We start from the raw sequence: 16431 nt of genomic DNA, 5'->3' as shown, positions 1-16431 counted from the left end.
TTCTCCACACCTTTCCACAGGGTTGTCCACAGCTGTGGAATCGCTGGAAGGACGAGCGGATCACACGTCGACGGCGCGGACGAGTCCGTCCTGCACGCCGCCCAGCCAGTCGTAGACGCTGCGGATCGCGGCCGCGCTCCCCTCCTCCGGGACGACGTCGTCGGTGTCGTCGATCCCCAGCCGCACGGCCAGAGCGAGCCGCATGTCGGTCAGTGCGCGGAGCCAGGCGATCGCCTGCGGCTCCTCGAGACGGACCGCGACCTCGCCCAGCCCCTCGAAGATCCGGCCGTGACTCGTGCCGTCGCCGGCGTCGAGGGCCGCCGTGACGGCGCGGGCGTCGTCCATCTTGCGGGCGGCGAGGTCCGGAGCGGTGAAGCGGCGGAACTCGTCGGCCGCCTCGGCGTCGTCGCGGTAGGCGTCGGGCAGGAGGCGCGCGAGCGCCGGATCGGAGCGGGCCTCCTCCGAGGACGCCCCGCGGTCGAGCAGCTCGAGCATCTCGCCGGCCAGGTGGCGGAGGATCCCGGCCTCCTCGCGGTCGAAGCGGGCGACGGCCGCTCCGGAGGAGTCGCGGCGGAACGCGCGCATCAGCCGAGTCCTCGGATGCCGCGAGCGGGGTGCTCTCCGGTCTCCGCGGCGGCCGGGAGCAGCGGGGCGCTCACGCGTCGGCCTTCTGCAGCGTCGCCCACAGGCCGTAGCCGTGCATCGCCTCCACGTGCCGCTCCATCTCCTCGCGGTTGCCGGTCGCGACGACCGCGCGCCCCTCGGTGTGCACCTGCAGCATCAGCCGCTCCGCCTCGGCCCGGCCGAAGCCGAAGTAGCTGCGGAAGACGTACGAGACGTACGACATCAGGTTGACCGGATCGTCCCAGACCAGCACGATCCACGGGACCTCGGCCGCCGAGCGGGTCGCCAGGCGCTCGTCCGCGCGCTCGATCGTGTCCGCCATCCCTCCAGCGTAGGCCGCAGCGCGGACGGACGCCCGGGCGCGCGGGCCGGAGCGTGCTGCCCGCAGCCCGCGAGTGCCCAGGAGTCGTCGCACTCGGCGCGAAGCCGCGAGGACGAGACCGCGAGAAGCCAGGAGTCGTCGCAGTCGAGCGCGAGTGCGACGACTCCTGGACGGTCGACGTAGAGTCGGCAGCAGCGGCGCCCGCCCTACGCCGACAGGCGCGGCAGGACCTCCCGGGCGAAGAAGTCGAGGTGGTCGAGGTCCTGCAGGTCCATGAACTGCAGGTAGACGCGCTCGCAGCCGGCCTCGCGGAGGGACTCGAGGCGGTCGACCGCCTCGTCGACGCCGCCGGCCACTCCGTGCTCGCGCAGCTCGGCGGGCTCGCGGCCGATCGCCGCGGCACGGCGCGTGAACTCCGCCTCGTCGCCTCCGCCGACCGCGATCAGCGCGACCGAGTGCACGAGCGACGAGGGCTCGCGCCCGATCGCCCGGCACGCCTCGTCGACGCGCTCGAAGGCCCCCGGGATCGCGTCGAACTCGGGGAAGGGCAGATTGAACTCGCTCGCGAACCGCGCCGCGAGCGCCGGGGTCCGCTTGGGGCCGCCGCCGCCGACGATGACCGGCAGCGGCAGGCGGGCGGGCTTGGGCAGGGCCGGGGAGTCGGTCAGCGTGTAGTGCTCGCCGGCGAAGGAGTAGCGCTCGCCGACCGGCGTCGACCACAGGCCGGTCACGATCTCGAGCTGCTCCTCGAGGAGGTCGAAGCGGCGCGGAGGGAAGGGGATGCCGTACGCGGCGTGCTCCTCCTCGAACCAGCCGGTGCCGAGGCCGAGCTCGGCACGGCCCCCGGACATCGCGTCGACCTGGGCGACCTGGATCGCGAGGATCCCCGGCGGCCGGTAGGTGACGGAGGAGACGAGGGTGCCGAGCGCGATCCGCTCGGTCTCGCGGGCGAGGCCGGCGAGTGTCGTCCACGCGTCGGACGGGCCCACGCCGGGGTCGCCGTCCCCCATCCGGAGGTAGTGGTCGGAGCGGAAGAAGCCGTCGTAGCCGAGGCTCTCGGCGGCCTGCGCGACGGCGAGGAGGTCCTCGTAGCTCGCGCCCTGCTGGGGTTCGGTGAACACTCTGAACTGCACGGGTCCAGCCTCCCGCACCGGGGCCGGGTCATGCCAGCCCGGCTCCCCCGGCCGGGGCCGCCGACGGGCCCCCGTGTACCGTGGACGGTTGCCGCCGACGAGAGGACCCCATGTCCGAGCACCCGTCCTCCCCGGACACCGCCCCCGCCACCGCGGGCACGACCGCCCCTCCGCACCGCCTCGCGCGGTGGGTCTTCTGGCCCGCCGCCGTCCTCACGCTGTCGATCGCGGCCTTCGCGATCCTCGCGCCCGACGCCGCGACCTCCGTGTTCTCGACGCTGCAGACCACCGTCGTCAACACGTTCAGCTGGTACTACGTTCTGATCGCCGCGGTCTTCGTGGCCTTCGCCATCTGGATGGGCGTGAGCCGCTTCGGCGACATCAAGCTCGGCGCCGACGACGACGAGCCCGAGTTCTCGATGCTCGCCTGGATCTCGCTCCTCTTCGCCGCCGGCATGGGCATCGGCCTCGTCTTCTACGGCGTCGCGGAGCCGCTCACCCACTTCGCCACTCCGCGCCCGGGCGTCACCGGCACCGAGACGCAGCTCGCGCAGAGCGCGATCTCGCAGACCTACCTGCACTGGGGCGTCCACGCCTGGTCCATCTACGTGGTGGTCGGCCTCGCCCTCGCGTACGCGATCCACCGCCGCAAGCGGCCGGTGTCGATCCGCTGGGCGCTGGAGCCGCTGCTGGGCCGCCGGGTCCGCGGCGGCTGGGGCAACGCGATCGACGTGGTCGCCCTGGTCGGCACCATGTTCGGAGTCGCGACCTCGCTCGGCCTGGGCGTCACCCAGATCTCGGCGGGCCTGGAGGCGAGCGGCATCGTGGAGTCGTCGCTCACCGTGCAGATCGTGGTCATCGCCGTGGTCACGGGCCTGACCGTCTTCTCGCTGATCTCGGGCGTGGGCAAGGGCATGAAGTGGCTCTCGACCGGCAACCTGCTGCTCGCCGCCGCGCTCCTCGTCTTCGTGCTCGTCGCCGGCCCGACCCAGTTCCTCCTCCGCGAGTTCGTGCAGTCGCTCGGCAACTACCTGCAGAACTTCATCGGCCTGACCTTCACGGTCAGCGCCTACGCCGGCCGCGAGGGCGAGCAGTGGCAGGCCTCGTGGACCACGTTCTACTGGGGCTGGTGGATGTCGTGGGCGCCGTTCGTCGGCATCTTCATCGCCCGCGTCTCGAAGGGCCGGACGGTCCGCGAGTTCGTCGGCGGCGTGCTGCTCGTGCCGACGATCATGACCTTCCTCTGGTTCAGCGTCCTCGGCGGCACGGCCATCTACCGGGAGCTCTACGGCGACGGCGGCCTCGTCGGCGCCGACGGCTCGGTCGACACCAACCTGGCGCTCTTCTCGATGCTGCAGGGACTGCCCGCGGGCTCGGTGCTGACGATCGGCGCGATCCTCCTGATCGGCGTCTTCTTCGTGACCTCCGCTGACTCCGGAGCGCTGGTGATGTCGATGATCGCGACCGGCGGCGAGCCGGAGCCGCGCAACCGCATCCGCGTGTTCTTCGCCGTCGCGACCGCGCTGCTCGCCCTGTCGCTCCTGGTCGCCGGCGGCCTCGACGCCCTGCAGACCGCCGCGATCCTCTCGGCCCTGCCGTTCAGCGTCGTGATGATCCTGATGTGCGTCGCGACGGTGATCGCCTTCCGCCGCGAGATCCGCGCGTACGACAAGGCCCGCCGCAAGGCGTTCGTCGGCGACATCGGCACGTTCTACGGCCTCGAGGTCGAGGATCCGGCGGAGCGCGAGCCCGCCCACCCGATCAAGCGCCTCGCGCACCGCCTGAAGCCGGGGTCGAAGGAGTAGTCGGCTCGGAGGAGCAGCCAGGTCGGACAAGGCCGGGCGCCGCTGGGGCGCCCGGCCGGCCGATCAGCTGGGCGACGGGATGAAGGGGTGCTCCGGCGGGTCCTGGTCGTCGCCGAGGCGGGCGTCGGCGCCCTGGTCGAGCGCCTCGTCGATCGACTCGGGGTCGTCGATCTCGGCCGGGTCCTCCGGCGGGACCGGCAGGGAGTCGCCGTCGGGGCGGGTGGTGTCGGTGACGTCCTCGGGGGCGTCGAAGCCGAAGCTGCTCATGGTTCCCTCTCCGCGGTGCGCCCGGGAGGCGGCGCCGCTGCGGGCAGCCTAGGTCGCGCCCCCGGAGGCGGTCACGGACTTGACGGGGCACCCGAGGGGCCCCGCGGGATCGGCCTGCTCCGGTGGAGCCTCCGTCCCGGCAGCCGTCAGTGCACGTACTCGAGCAGGTCGGCCCCGAGGGTGCGCATGCCCTCCAGCACCGCGAGGCGGTAGTGCAGGGTCGTGTCGTCGAACTGGGTGGCGACCGCGTAGGCGACTCCGGCGCGCGGGCCGCGGAGGACTCCGGCCTCGGCGCGGACGCCGACGTCGGTGCCGGTCGCGTTGACGAGCAGGACGCCGTGGTCGGGGTGGCGGTGGGCGAGCGGGTCGAGCCCGAACGAGGCGGCGACCATCGAGAGGTCGGTGCCGAGCGAGAGCCAGCCGATCACCCGCGAGCTCACGGCGGCGTCGACGATCTCGCCGTTCGCGAGCGTGGCGAGCAGCCAGGTCAGCTCGCGGGCGGAGCCGATCGAGAGCTGCGGCGCGTCGTCCGGGCCGCGCTCGTCGCGCACGACGTCGAGCAGGGCGGTGCGGGAGAGGCCGAGCGCCTCCGCCCGCTCGCGCACGGCGTCGAGGCCGACGCGACGCAGCAGGACGTTGGTCGCGAGGTTGTCGCTCGAGGCCCCGACGAGGGCGGCGAGGTCGGCGATCGGCATCGACGGCACCTGGAGGTGCTGCCAGAGCCCGGAGCCCGAGACCGCGTCCGCCGCGGTCCGGTCGACCAGGCGCAGGTTCTCCTGCGGCTCGTCCTCCAGCCGGGCGGCGACCTCGATCAGCAGCACGACGGTGCCGAGGGAGGCGGTGGGCATCGAGACGGAGTCGTCGACCGCGAACAGGGTGCGGCCGGTCGCCAGGTCGACGGCGCGCGCCGAGACGACGACCCCGTCGATCGCGAGACGGCCGAGGGCGTCGAAGCCGCGCTGGAAGTTCTCGCGGTCGCCGCCGCCCTTGTGGCGCCCCCGGCGGTTGCGTCGGCTCTCACGGCGGGTCTCGCTGGTGGGGATCACCACGGGTACGGCCCCTCTACGGGTCGGGAGTGCGGTCGTGCGGAGGGGGGACCTGAGTCCTCACGCGCCGGCAGGACGCGCGATCGGCGGACGACCCCGCTGCATCGGTCGGCTCTCGATGCCCGGGGCTCCTCGTCCGTGGTGCGGAGGTGGTCGGCGGCGACTACCAGATGGTGACGCGCTCGCTCGGGGAGAGCCAGAGGGCGTCGCCTTCGGAGACGTCAAAAGTAGCGTAGAACTCGTCGATGTTCCGGACGATCTGGTTGCAGCGGAACTCGGCCGGAGCGTGCGGATCGATGGCGAGGAGGCGGATCGTCTCCTCGTCGCGCGACTTCTGCTGCCAGGCCTGCGCCCAGGAGAGGAAGAAGCGCTCGGCGCCGGTCAGGCCGTCCACGACGGGCGGCTCGTCGCCGTCCAGCGAGAGCAGGTACGCCTTCCAGGCGATGCCGAGACCGCCGAGGTCGCCGATGTTCTCGCCGATGGTCAGGGCGCCGTTCACGTGGTGCCCGGGCGTGGTCGCGGGAGCGAGCGCGTCGTACTGCGCGATGAGCGCCTTCGTCCGCTCCTCGAACGCGGCCCGGTCCTCCTCGGTCCACCAGTCGGTGAGGCGGCCGTCGCCGTCGAAGCGCGAGCCCTGGTCGTCGAAGCCGTGGCCGATCTCGTGACCGATGACGGCGCCGATCGCTCCGTAGTTCGCGGCGGGGTCGCGGGCCTCGTCGAAGAAGGGGAACTGCAGGATCGCGGCCGGGAAGACGATCTCGTTGAAGCCCGGGTTGTAGTACGCGTTGATCGTCTGCGGGGTCATGAACCACTCGTCGCGGTCGAGCGGGCGGCCGATCTTGCCGAGCTCGCGGGCGAACTCGAACTCGGCCACGCGGCGGGCGTTGCCGAGCAGGTCGGCCGGGTCGATCGAGAGGGCGGAGTAGTCGCGCCAGCGCACCGGGTAGCCGATCTTGGGCGTGAACTTCGCGAGCTTCTCGAGCGCGCGCTCGCGGGTGGCGGGGCTCATCCACTCCAGGTCGACGATGGAGCGGCGGTACGCCTCGATGAGGTTCGCGACCAGCACGTCCATCGCGGCCTTCGCCGTCTCGGGGAAGTGGCGAGCGACGTAGGTGCGGCCGACCGCCTCGCCGAGCGACCCCTCGACGAGCGAGACGGCGCGCTTCCAGCGCTCCCGCTTCTGCGGGGTGCCGGTGAGGGTGCGGCCGTAGAAGTCGAAGTTGGCGTCGACGAAGCCGCTGGACAGGTAGGCCGCGGCTCCGCGGATCACCTGCCAGGACAGCCAGTCGCGCCAGGCCGGGAGCCGGTCCTCGGTGAGCAGGCCCGCGAGGCCCTGGAGGAAGCTCGGCTGGCGGACGACCACCTCGGCGAGCGCCCCCTCCGGAGCGCCCATCGCGGTGAGCCAGACGCCGAGGTCGACGCCCGCGGCGAGCTCCTCGACCTCGGACCAGGAGCGGAGGTTGTAGGTCGCCTGGCTGTCGCGGCTGCGGACCTTGTCCCAGTGCGCGGCGGCCAGGTCGGTCTCGAGGGCGACGATGCGCTCGGCGCGGGCCTCGGCGGCGTCGATGCCGGCCAGCGCCAGCATCCGCGCGACGAACGGCGTGTAGGCCTCGCGGACGGAGGCGAACTCCTCCTCGCGGTAGTAGCTCTCGTCCGGCAGGCCGAGGCCGCCCTGGTTGACGAAGACGAGGTAGCGCTCGGGGCTGCCCGGGTCGTTGTCGACGAAGAGGCCGAAGAGCCCGGGGACGCCGGTGCGCTCGAAGGCGCCGACCGCGCGGAGCAGGCCGGGGATCGAGTCGACCCGCTGCACGGCGGCGAGGTCGTCGGCGATCGGGGCGGCGCCGAGCTCCTCGGCCCGCTCCTCGTCCATGAAGGAGGCGTAGAGGTCGCCGAACAGGCGCTCCTCGGTGCCGTGCTGCGCGGTCTGCGCCTCGACGATGATGTCGCGCACGGCCTTCTCCGCCTCCTCCTGGAGGAGGTGGAAGGAGCCGTAGCGCGCCTTGTCGGCGGGGATCTCGGTGCGGTCGATCCAGAGCCCGTTGACGTGCCGGTAGAGGTCGTCCTGCGGGCGCGTCGCGGGGTCGAGTTCGGAGCGGTCGATACCGGAGCGAGGCGTCGTCGAGGTCATGGCGGACAGCCTACGTCGGGGCGCCGACACCGTGGCGCGAGGTGCGGCGGGTCGGGCGCGGAGCCGCAAAGGGCGGGTGCGGAGTCGCGGAAGGGAGTGACCGGCGCGGCGCCGCGGGAGGCCGGGCGCGCCACCGTCCGGCTCGCGGGAGCGGGGTGCTCCTGCGAGCCGGACCCGGCCGACGGGGACGCCGGAGCGTCAGCGCACGAGCTGCTCCTCGACGTACGCGCGGATCGGCGTGGTCGGCCGCCCGATCAGGCGGGCGAGCGAGCCGTCGGTCCCGCCGAGGAGGCCGTCGGCGATGTTCGCGTCGAGGCCGACGACGAAGCCGACTCCGCCCTCGGGGACGCCGGCGCCGGTGAGGACGCGGGCGTGCTCGTCGGAGGAGACGTGGCTGATCGCGGCGTCGCGTCCGGCGACCTCGGCGACGATCGCGGCCAGCTCGTCGAAGCTCCAGGCGGTGTCGCCGGAGAGCTCGTGCACGGTGCCGACCAGGGACGGGTCGGTCAGGGCGACCGCTGCGGCCTCGGCGTAGTCGGTGCGCGCGGCGCTGGCGACGCGGCCCTCGCCGGCGCTCGAGAGGGTGCTGCCGGTGGAGGCGAGCTCGGCGACGGTCTGCTCGTAGTTCTCGTTGTACCAGCCGTTGCGGAGGACGACGGCGGGGACTCCGCTGGCGGCGATCGCCTCCTCCGTGGCCTTGTGCTCGGGGGCGAGGATGAGCGCGCTCGTGGTCGCCTTCGGGGCGCTCGTGTAGACCAGGCGCGCGCCGGCGCGGACGGCGGCGTCGATCGCGGCGGTGTGCTGCGCGACGCGCCTGCCGACCTCGGAGCCCGAGACGAGGAGGACGGCCTCGGCGCCGGAGAAGGCGTCGTCGAGCGAGGCGGGGTCGTCGAAGTCCGCGACGGCGGTGCGGACGCCGAGGTCGGCGGCGAGCGCCTCGAGCTTCGCGGCGTCGCGGCCGGTGGCGACGATGTCGGAGGCGGCGGTGCCGCGGGCGAGCAGGTGCTCGACGGCGAGACGGCCGAGGTGGCCGGTGGCTCCGGTGACGACGAGGGTCATGAGGGGTCCTTCCTGACGGGTGGGGCGGGCGGGGTCCGCCGCCAGGAGGGTGCAACCGGCGCATCCTCCTCCTGCTTCCCGGAATGCAGTACCCACTATTTCGTTAGTACTGTCATCACCCCTGTCCCGAGGAGCACCCATGACGATCGCCGACTCCCCCCTGCTCGCCGGGGACGTCTACTCCGCCGACTGCCCGAGCCGCGAGGTCTTCGGCCACGTCACCAGCAAGTGGGGCGTCCTGGTGCTCGCGGCGCTCGCTCCGGGCACGCTGCGCTGGGGCGCTCTGCGGCGCCGGATCGGCGGGATCAGCGAGAAGATGCTCGCCCAGACGCTGCGGATCCTGGAGGAGGACGGCTTCGTGCACCGCGAGGCGCGGCCGGTCGTCCCGCCGCACGTCGAGTACCGGCTGACGCCGCTGGGAGCGGAGCTGGCGGATCGGCTGCTGCCGGTCGTCGAGTGGATCGCGGGGAACGTCGGGGCGGTCCTGGAGGCGCGCTCGGAGGGCCGCCGGGAGGGAAGGTGAGCCTCACCTTCTTGTGAGAACGTTCACAATCCGTTCAGGGAGGAGCCTCCACCCGGCGGCATCGGCGCCCCCTCCCCCTGCTTGCCTCGATCGCGTCTCCTGCTCGTGATCGAAGGACCTCCATGTCAGACACCGCCCGCCGCCCGCTCCTCCTCCCGATGGCCGGCCACGTGCGCGGCAAGCGCAGCCCCGTCACCTGCGCGCTGAAGTGCGCCAACGCCTGCTCCACCGCGACCTGCAACACGTCGCACAACAGCTACTTCCGCGACATCGTCTCGTCGCAGCTCTCCCGCCGCAGCGCCCTCGGCCTCGGCCTGGCCGGCGCGGTCACCGTCGCCGTCGCCTCCGCCGGAGGAGCGCCCGCCGCCGAGGCGGCCGTGGCGACCTCGGCCGACGGCTCGCCGCTCGCCTTCACTCCGATCGCTCCGGTGCCGTACACGGTCGACCGGTTCACCGTCCCCGAGGGCTTCGCCTGGCAGCCGATCATCCGCTGGGGCGACCCGCTCTTCGCCGACAGCCCCGCCTTCGACATCGCCGACCAGACGGAGGCCGCCCAGGCCGCGCAGTTCGGCTACAACAACGACTACACCGACATCGTCGAGATCCCGGGCTCGAAGCGCCTCCGCGCCCTGCTCGTCGTGAACCACGAGTACACGAACGAGAGCATCATGTTCCCGGCCGCGCAGCTCGAGGCGGAGCCGGAGCGCGTGCGCGCCGTCGGCCGCGCCGCCCACGGCCTCAGCGTCGTCGAGCTGGTCCGCACCGCGGTCGACCGCCCGTGGGCCTACGTCCGCGGGGGCGAGCGCAACCGCCGCTACCTGCTCGACACCCCCTACGAGGTGACCGGCGCCGCCGCCGGCACCGACCTGCTGAAGACGGTCGCCGACCCCGAGGGCCGCACCGTGCTCGGCACGCTCGGCAACTGCTCCGGGGGCACGACGCCGTGGGGCACGATCCTCTCGGGCGAGGAGAACTTCAACGGCTACTTCCGCGCCGTCGGCACGAGCGACGCCGAGAAGCGCTACGGCCTCGCCGACTCCGAGACCTCGCGCCTCTGGGAGCTCGACGACCCCCGCTTCGACGCCCGCACCCCGGGCTACGAGAACGAGCCGAACCGCTTCGGCTGGATCGTGGAGTTCGACCCCTTCGACCCCGACTCCACGCCGAAGAAGCACACGGCGCTCGGCCGGCTCAAGCACGAGGGCGCGAACGTCATCATCGCCCCGGACGGCCGCGTGGTCGCGTACCAGGGGGACGACGAGCGCTTCGACTACCTCTACAAGTTCGTCTCGACGAAGCGCTACATCGAGGGCGACCGCGCCCACAACAAGACCCTGCTGGAGGAGGGCGACCTCTACGTCGCCCGCTTCACCGGCGACTCCCCCGTGGCCGAGATCACCGGCACCGGGGCGGTCCCCTCGGACGGCGGCTTCGACGGGATCGGCGAGTGGCTGCCCTTGGTGCTGAACGGCGCCTCGACGATCGCCGGGATGAGCGTCGCCGAGGTGCTCGTCCACACCCGCCAGGCGGCGGACGCCGCGGGCGCGACCAAGATGGACCGCTGCGAGGACGTGCAGCCCAGCCTGGTCAGCGGCCGGATCTACGTGGCCTGCACCAACAACTCCGCCCGCGGCACCGAGGGCGGCAAGGAGGGCGCGACCGAGGTCAACCCGCGCACCGAGAACCGCGACGGCCACATCGTCGAGATCATCGAGGACGGCGGCGACCAGACCGGCCGCACCTTCACCTGGAACCTGCTGATGCTCTGCGGCGACCAGGCGCAGGGCGACGTCGTCTACTTCTCCGGCTTCCCGGCGGACCAGGTCTCGCCGATCTCGTGCCCGGACAACCTGGCCTTCGACTCGGTCGGGAACCTCTGGATCTCGACCGACGGCGCCCCGAGCGGCATCGGCTACAACGACGGGCTCTTCAAGGTCGCGCTCGAGGGCGCGACGCGCGGCAGGGTGGAGCAGTTCCTCTCGGTGCCCCGCGACGCCGAGACCTGCGGACCGATCGTCCACGACCTCGACCAGCACGTGTTCGTGGCGGTGCAGCACCCGGGCGAGGAGGGCACCTTCGAGGCGCCGACCTCGTTCTTCCCGGACTACGGATCCACGGCTGCGGGAGCGGTGGCGGCACCGCGTCCGACCATCGTGCAGATCCTGCCGGCGTCGCAGGTGGTGGCGCCGACTCCGACGCCGACCGCCGGGCCGACCACGGCACCGACGACCCCGCCGACCACCGCGCCCACGGCGACTCCCACCACGGCGCCGACCGCCGGGCCGACCGCGGCGCCCACCGCGGCTCCGTCCCCGGTGCCCACGACCGCGCCGACCGGCACGCCAACCCCGCTGCCCGTCGGCGGCTCGGGCGGCGGGCTGGCCTCGACCGGAGTCGAGAGCGTCGGCCTGATCGCGGGCGCCACCGCACTCCTGGCCGCGGGCGCCACCGCGCTCGGACTCGGAGCGCGCCGCCGCGCGGCCGCCGAGGGCGAGGACGACCCGCAGGCGTGAGGCCGGACAGGGCCCGGGACCGATCACAGGATCGGGGCCCGGGCCCTGTCGCGCTCGGGGACCCGCCGCTCAGGCCCCCGGGACCGGCGGGCCGGTGCGCCAGCGGAGGATCGCCGCGGCGTCGGCGTCGTGCGGCAGCGTCACCACGTCGGCCCCCTCCGGAGCGGTGCGGGAGTCGGTGACGAGCACGCGCGCGTCCGTGAGCACGGCGGCGCGGGCCAGCGCGAGGGCGGCGTCGACGGAGTCGATCACCTCGGCGCCCAGCGCCTCCTCCGGGGCCGACGCGACCCACGGCTCCGCCGCGAGCGCCAGCAGAGCGCGCTCGCGCAGCCGGCCGGGGTCGAGCACCAGCGTCTCGACCTGTGCTGAGGCCAGCGCGGTGACGATCGCGCCGAGCGAGTACTCGACGGTGCGGCGCGGCTCCCCGGTGCGCAGGGCGTCGAGCACGTCCTCCTTCTCGCGCAGCAGGATCCGGTCGAGCTGCTCGTCGACGAACCGCTCCAGCGCCCCCTCCTCGCTGCCGGCGGCCCGCGTGTTCACGGGCTCGACGGCCAGGATCGCGGCGCTGCTCGGCGAGAGCTGCTGCGCGAGCAGCTGCCGGGCGTGGATGTCCCCCGCGACGACCAGCAGGCACGGCCGGTGCACGCGCACGAGCTCGTCCACCGCGGCGGCGAGCTCGGCCTGCGTGCGCCGCCAGATCTCCTCCGCGTGGTGGTGGAACCGGTCGTGCCGCCAGCCGCCGGCCTGCGCCTTGTGGAGGGTGTCGGTGCGGCCCTGCACGGCCTGCTCGGCCTCGGGACGCTGCGCGCCCAGGCGGTGCAGGCGGATCTCGCCGCCGTCCCGCGAGGTCTCGACGACGAGGACGCGCAGGTCGGTCCGGTGCTGCAGCAGCGGCACGATGTCCGGGAGCGGGCTGTAGGAGACGCCCTCGGGCGCGACCGGCCGACCCGGCAGCACCTCGTTCAGCACGACCCTCCCGTCCACGGCGACCGCGAAGAGGCAGCAGCCGCCCTGGGGGCGCCCGGCCCCCTCGAGCAGAGCGGTGAGGGCCCGGATGTCGGCCTGGGGCGCACCCTGGCGGGCGAGCTCGTCTCCGAGGGACGTGGCGCGCTCGAGCGAGATGTCCGGCGGATCCCCGGAGTCGATCGCGAGGTCGACGTAGAGCTGCGACACGGGCCGGGAGTCGCGGAGGAGCTCGGCCAGGGTCGGGAGAGCGGGGGTGGTGGTCACCATCGGGTCGTCCTTTCCTGTCGTGTCCCGACAGTGTCGGACGGCAGGAGCGGGAGGAGGGACGGGGTTGACTGCTCGCGCGCGCCTCAGAGCAGGCGGCGGGCGGAGGCCCAGGCGGTGAGCTCGTAGCGGGAGGAGAGCTGCAGCTTGCGGAGGACGGCGGAGACGTGGGACTCGACCGTCTTGACCGAGATGAAGAGCTCGGCCGCCGCCTCCTTGTAGGCGTAGCCGCGGGCGATCAGGCGCATCACCTCGCGCTCGCGAGCCGAGAGCCGGTCGAGCTCGTCCACCGACTCCGCCTGCTCGCCCGCCAGCGCCCCGAAGGCGTCGAGCACGAAGCCGGCCAGGCGCGGCGAGAACACGGCGTCCCCGCCCGCCACCGCGAGCACGGCCCGGCTCACCTCGGCTCCGGAGCTGGCCTTGGTGATGTAGCCGCGGGCGCCGGCGCGGATCACGCCGACCACGTCCTCCGCGGCGTCCGAGACGCTCAGCGCCAGGAAGCGCGACGACGACCCGGCGCTGCGCCGCAGCACCTCGGCCCCGCCTCCGCCCGCACCGCCCGGCAGGTGCACGTCGAGCAGCACCACCTCGGGCGCGAGCGAGGCGACCAGGCCGACGGCGGAGTCGACGTCGGCCGCCTCCCCGACGACCTCGAGCTCGGGGGCGAGGTCGGCCCGCAGGCCGGAGCGGAAGATGGAGTGGTCGTCGACCAGCAGCACGCGGGTCACCGCTCGACCTCCGCGGGGAGCCGCAGATGCACCTCGGTGCCTGTGCCGCCGACTCCGGGGCGCACGGTCGCGCTGCCGCCCGCGCGCGCCATCCGGCCGATGATCGACTCGCGGATGCCGAGGCGGTCGCCGGGCACCTCGTCGAGGACGACGCCGGGGCCGCGGTCGCGCACGAACACGTCGACGCCCTGCACGGAGGACTCGAGGTACACCGAGACGTCGCCGCCCGCGTGCCGGGCCGCGTTGAGCACGGCCTCGCGGGTCGCGGCGAGGAGCGCGGCGGCGCCGGGGACGGACGCTCCGACGGCCACCACCTCGAGGTGCACGGGGTAGTCGAGCTCGACGGCGGCGGCGATCGCCCGGACCTCGGCGGCCAGGTCGTTGGCGACCGGGACGTCGCGCTCGAACAGCCAGTCGCGCAGCTCCCGCTCCTGGGCGCGGGCGATGCGGGCGACCTCGCTCGAGGCTCCGGCGCGGTTCTGGATGAGCGCGAGGGTCTGCAGCACGGAGTCGTGCAGGTGCGCGGCGATCTCTGCCCGCTGCTCCTCGCGCACGCGGGCGGCCCGCTCGCCCATCAGCTCGGACCAGAGGGTCACCACCCGGGGCGCGGCCAGCACGCCGGCGGCGATCAGCAGCACACCCACGGCGAGCACCGCGTTGAGGGCGCTCGGGCGGCCGGTGAGCACGGCCGCTCCGGCGAGCACCAGCAGCGCGCAGGAGGCGAGGCGCACCGCGGAGCCGTACCGGGCGGGGCGGACGGCGTCGCCGCGGTCGAGCCCGAGGCTCCAGCCGACGGCTCCTCCCGCGAGCAGGCCGACGGCGACGAGCGCGCGGGTGATGTCGGCGTCGTCGCCGCTGTCGACGGTGATCAGCACGGCGAGCGCCGCGACGGCGGCGGCGAGGGTCAGCAGGCCGGCCACGGGAGCGGAGCGGCGGACGGCCGGATCCGCGTCGCGCGAGTCGAGCGGCGCGAGGGGCACCAGCGCCCAGAGCCAGAGGTAGAGGAGCGCGCCGCCCCCGCCGAGCGCGGTCGTGAGGACGGCCAGGAGGCGGGTCCTCCGCACGCTCCAGCCGAGGTGGTCGGCGACCGCGGTGCACACTCCGCCGAGCAGCATCGTCCGCGGCCGCTGCAGCGGGGGGCGGACGGCGGTGCCGGGGACTGTGCTCACCCCTGCATCCAAACAGGTCGGCCGCACGATCGGGGGTGCTCTCGGGGTCGGATCAGGGGTTCCCCCGATGGTCCGGGCCGTGGGGCGCACGGGAGACTCGCAGCATGACAGGACAGAGCACGACCCCGCCGGGCTCCGCGGAGCCGGACGGCACGGATGCGGCGAGCACAGCGACGACGCCGATCGGGACGGATCCCGGAGCGGCCGGCCCGGCCAGCACCGGCCCCGAGAGCCCCGACCCGGGAGCCTCCGGCCCCGCCGATCCGCCCCCTGCGCCCGAGAACCGCTTCGTGCTCTGGCTGCGCGGCCTCGACCTGCCTCGCCGCCCCGGCTGGATCGGCGGCGTCTGCGCGGGGATCGCCGACCGGCTCGGCATCGACCCGCTGATCGTGCGCGGGATCGTGCTCGTCGTCGCGGTGCTGGGCGGGCCCGCGCTCCTCCTCTACGCCGCGGCCTGGCTGCTGCTGCCCGACCAGGACGGCGCCCTGCCGGTGGAGCGGCTGCTCCGCGGCTCGCTCGACCGGGTGCACGCCGGGATCGGCGTCCTCGTGCTCGCCTCGATGCTGCCGGTGGCGCAGGGCTTCTGGTCGCTCGGCGGCGCGTACACCGGGGCGATGCCCTGGGCACCCGCGACCGGGCGGACGCTGTGGTCGCTCGTGGTGCTCGGGCTGATCGTGGCCTTCGTGGTCTGGATCGTGCGGCGGAGCCGGCGGTCGGACGACGCGGCCGCCCACCCGGCCCCGGCATCCCCGTCCGCACACCCCTCCGCGACGCTCCCCTACCCCGCGCCCTCCGCTCCGGCCTACCCCGCACCCGACCCCGGCCTGCAGGACGAGCGCCCCTCGTCCCCCGAGGCCGTCGCCGAGTGGCGCGAGCGCCAGGAGGCCTGGCGGGCCGAGCGGGAGGCGTTCCGCGCCCAGCAGAGCGCGTCGGCCCGCGAGACGGCCCGCGCCCGGGCGGAGGAGGCGCGAGTCGCCGCCGCCGCCGTCACCGCCGCGCGCCTGGAGCGCCAGCGCCTCCGACGCGCCGCGAACCCCCGGCTGCGGGCGAGCCTCACGCTGCTCGCCCTGGGCGCCGCCGCACTGACCGGCGCACTGGTCTCGCTCACCGCCTCCGGGCCGACGGCCCTCGTCGTCGGAGCCGCCTCGGCCGCGCTCGTGCTCGCCGTGGTGATCGTGCTCGCCGGCCTGTTCCGGAGGCGCGCGATCGCGCTGGTCGCCCTCGCGACGGTCGCGCTGGTCACGGCCGCCTGCGCCGCCGTGCTGCCGACCGACCGCGAGCTGCTCCCCGTGCTCGGCACCTACGGCTTCTCGAGCGCCGCTCCCGGCCGCTACGCGACGCTCGCGGCGAGCGACCTGCGCGTCACGGTCGCACCCGGCTACGAGACCTCCGGCGAGCCGCTGGACCTGTGGATCGGCTACGGGCACGTGTCCGTCGCCACGATGGCGGGAACGGCGGTCCGCCTCGAGGCGACCACGGAGGACACCGAGCTCCTCGTGCTGGACGCCGACGGAGGCGCGATCGACGCGCCCCGCGAGGTCCGCACCGCCGACGGCCGTCAGCTGTGGACGCAGACCTTCGGCGATCCCGAGGCCGAGCCGTTCGTGGTCCGCATCGCCCAGGAGGGCGGGTCGATCCGAGTTCAGGACTCCACACCGGGCGCCGACTCCGGCACCACTGCGCCGGACGCCGACGCCACCCCGACACCCTCCACAAGGCGCAGGCCGGCGGCTGGCGGCACGACCGGTTCCACCACCACGCGGAGGAGATCTGGCGGCGCACGCAGGCCGAGCTCGCCGCCGTCCCGCGAGGTCTCGACGACGAGGACGCGCAGGTCGGTCCGGTGCTGCAGCAGCGGCACGATGTCCGGGAGCGGGCTGTAGG

At 74.2% G+C, this 16431-nt stretch carries 13 protein-coding genes and 1 pseudogene; 4 read left to right on the top strand and 10 right to left on the bottom strand.

Going from position 1 to position 16431, the window contains the following annotated elements; translation table 11 throughout:
- Nucleotides 1-60: 60 nt before the first annotated feature.
- The 3 genes from C5C50_RS12140 to C5C50_RS12130 form a co-directional block, all read right to left on the bottom strand.
- Nucleotides 61-585: a DUF2017 domain-containing protein gene (locus C5C50_RS12140; RefSeq protein WP_104225742.1), complete on the bottom strand. Its 525-nt coding sequence runs from the start codon at nucleotides 583-585 to the stop codon at nucleotides 61-63.
- Nucleotides 586-655: 70 nt separating this feature from the next.
- The gene (gene clpS / locus C5C50_RS12135) at nucleotides 656-946 is read right to left on the bottom strand and encodes an ATP-dependent Clp protease adapter ClpS (RefSeq protein ID WP_104222829.1); all 291 of its coding nucleotides are present in this window, start codon (nucleotides 944-946) and stop codon (nucleotides 656-658) included.
- Between the two features lie 206 nt (nucleotides 947-1152).
- Nucleotides 1153-2079: an LLM class F420-dependent oxidoreductase gene (locus tag C5C50_RS12130; protein WP_104234367.1), complete on the bottom strand. Its 927-nt coding sequence runs from the start codon at nucleotides 2077-2079 to the stop codon at nucleotides 1153-1155.
- A 110-nt stretch (nucleotides 2080-2189) separates the two neighbouring features.
- On the opposite strand from C5C50_RS12130, the gene C5C50_RS12125 reads away from it, so the two are divergent.
- A complete protein-coding gene (locus C5C50_RS12125; RefSeq protein ID WP_104239473.1) occupies nucleotides 2190-3884 on the top strand; it encodes a BCCT family transporter in 1695 nt (564 codons plus the stop codon).
- A 63-nt stretch (nucleotides 3885-3947) separates the two neighbouring features.
- On the opposite strand, the gene C5C50_RS12120 is transcribed toward C5C50_RS12125, so the two are convergent.
- The 4 genes from C5C50_RS12120 to C5C50_RS12105 form a co-directional block, all read right to left on the bottom strand.
- Nucleotides 3948-4151: a hypothetical protein gene (locus tag C5C50_RS12120; RefSeq protein ID WP_104222832.1), complete on the bottom strand. Its 204-nt coding sequence runs from the start codon at nucleotides 4149-4151 to the stop codon at nucleotides 3948-3950.
- Nucleotides 4152-4297: 146 nt separating this feature from the next.
- Nucleotides 4298-5200 (bottom strand): serine hydrolase, encoded by a 903-nt coding sequence (locus C5C50_RS12115; RefSeq protein ID WP_104273539.1) that lies wholly within the window; start codon nucleotides 5198-5200, stop codon nucleotides 4298-4300.
- Between the two features lie 160 nt (nucleotides 5201-5360).
- Nucleotides 5361-7325 carry a M13 family metallopeptidase gene (locus C5C50_RS12110; protein ID WP_104273538.1) on the bottom strand — a complete coding sequence of 655 codons (1965 nt, stop codon included), beginning with the start codon at nucleotides 7323-7325 and terminating at the stop codon, nucleotides 5361-5363.
- Between the two features lie 198 nt (nucleotides 7326-7523).
- Complete coding sequence (locus C5C50_RS12105; protein WP_104273537.1) at nucleotides 7524-8384, bottom strand: NmrA family NAD(P)-binding protein; 861 nt, start codon at nucleotides 8382-8384, stop codon at nucleotides 7524-7526.
- A 139-nt stretch (nucleotides 8385-8523) separates the two neighbouring features.
- On the opposite strand from C5C50_RS12105, the gene C5C50_RS12100 reads away from it, so the two are divergent.
- Nucleotides 8524-8907: a helix-turn-helix domain-containing protein gene (locus C5C50_RS12100; protein ID WP_160033071.1), complete on the top strand. Its 384-nt coding sequence runs from the start codon at nucleotides 8524-8526 to the stop codon at nucleotides 8905-8907.
- Nucleotides 8908-9029: 122 nt separating this feature from the next.
- Nucleotides 9030-11069: pseudogene (locus tag C5C50_RS12095) on the top strand (PhoX family phosphatase); the annotation flags it as partial.
- Nucleotides 11070-11489: 420 nt separating this feature from the next.
- Here the strand turns inward: C5C50_RS12095 and C5C50_RS12090 are convergent.
- From C5C50_RS12090 to C5C50_RS12080, 3 genes are all read right to left on the bottom strand, one after another.
- Entirely contained in the window at nucleotides 11490-12653 is a 1164-nt protein-coding gene (locus C5C50_RS12090) for a Vms1/Ankzf1 family peptidyl-tRNA hydrolase (protein WP_104273535.1), read from the bottom strand.
- A gap of 83 nt (nucleotides 12654-12736) precedes the next feature.
- Nucleotides 12737-13378, bottom strand: a complete 642-nt coding sequence (locus tag C5C50_RS12085) for a response regulator transcription factor (protein ID WP_104225749.1) — start codon at nucleotides 13376-13378, stop codon at nucleotides 12737-12739.
- Nucleotides 13375-14547: a sensor histidine kinase gene (locus tag C5C50_RS12080; RefSeq protein WP_104222840.1), complete on the bottom strand. Its 1173-nt coding sequence runs from the start codon at nucleotides 14545-14547 to the stop codon at nucleotides 13375-13377. The genes C5C50_RS12085 and C5C50_RS12080 overlap by 4 nt, the downstream gene beginning before the upstream one ends.
- Nucleotides 14548-14651: 104 nt before the next feature.
- Between C5C50_RS12080 and C5C50_RS12075 the strand changes: the two genes are divergently transcribed.
- A complete protein-coding gene (locus C5C50_RS12075; protein ID WP_104273534.1) occupies nucleotides 14652-16430 on the top strand; it encodes a PspC domain-containing protein in 1779 nt (592 codons plus the stop codon).
- Nucleotide 16431: the final 1 nt, after the last annotated feature.

The sequence above is a fragment of the Rathayibacter sp. AY1D9 genome, assembly GCF_002932395.1.
Taxonomy (GTDB): domain Bacteria; phylum Actinomycetota; class Actinomycetes; order Actinomycetales; family Microbacteriaceae; genus Rathayibacter.
This window is presented reverse-complemented; position numbering and strand designations above follow the sequence as displayed.

Bases quoted from the DNA above. Each gene is read 5' to 3' on its own strand.
- C5C50_RS12140 (WP_104225742.1), bottom strand. From the start codon at position 585: ATGCGCGCGTTCCGCCGCGACTCCTCCGGAGCGGCCGTCGCCCGCTTC.
- clpS (WP_104222829.1), bottom strand. From the start codon at position 946: ATGGCGGACACGATCGAGCGCGCGGACGAGCGCCTGGCGACCCGCTCG.
- C5C50_RS12125 (WP_104239473.1), top strand. From the start codon at position 2,190: ATGTCCGAGCACCCGTCCTCCCCGGACACCGCCCCCGCCACCGCGGGC.
- C5C50_RS12120 (WP_104222832.1), bottom strand. From the start codon at position 4,151: ATGAGCAGCTTCGGCTTCGACGCCCCCGAGGACGTCACCGACACCACC.
- C5C50_RS12110 (WP_104273538.1), bottom strand. From the start codon at position 7,325: ATGACCTCGACGACGCCTCGCTCCGGTATCGACCGCTCCGAACTCGAC.
- C5C50_RS12105 (WP_104273537.1), bottom strand. From the start codon at position 8,384: ATGACCCTCGTCGTCACCGGAGCCACCGGCCACCTCGGCCGTCTCGCC.
- C5C50_RS12100 (WP_160033071.1), top strand. From the start codon at position 8,524: ATGACGATCGCCGACTCCCCCCTGCTCGCCGGGGACGTCTACTCCGCC.
- C5C50_RS12090 (WP_104273535.1), bottom strand. From the start codon at position 12,653: ATGGTGACCACCACCCCCGCTCTCCCGACCCTGGCCGAGCTCCTCCGC.
- C5C50_RS12075 (WP_104273534.1), top strand. From the start codon at position 14,652: ATGACAGGACAGAGCACGACCCCGCCGGGCTCCGCGGAGCCGGACGGC.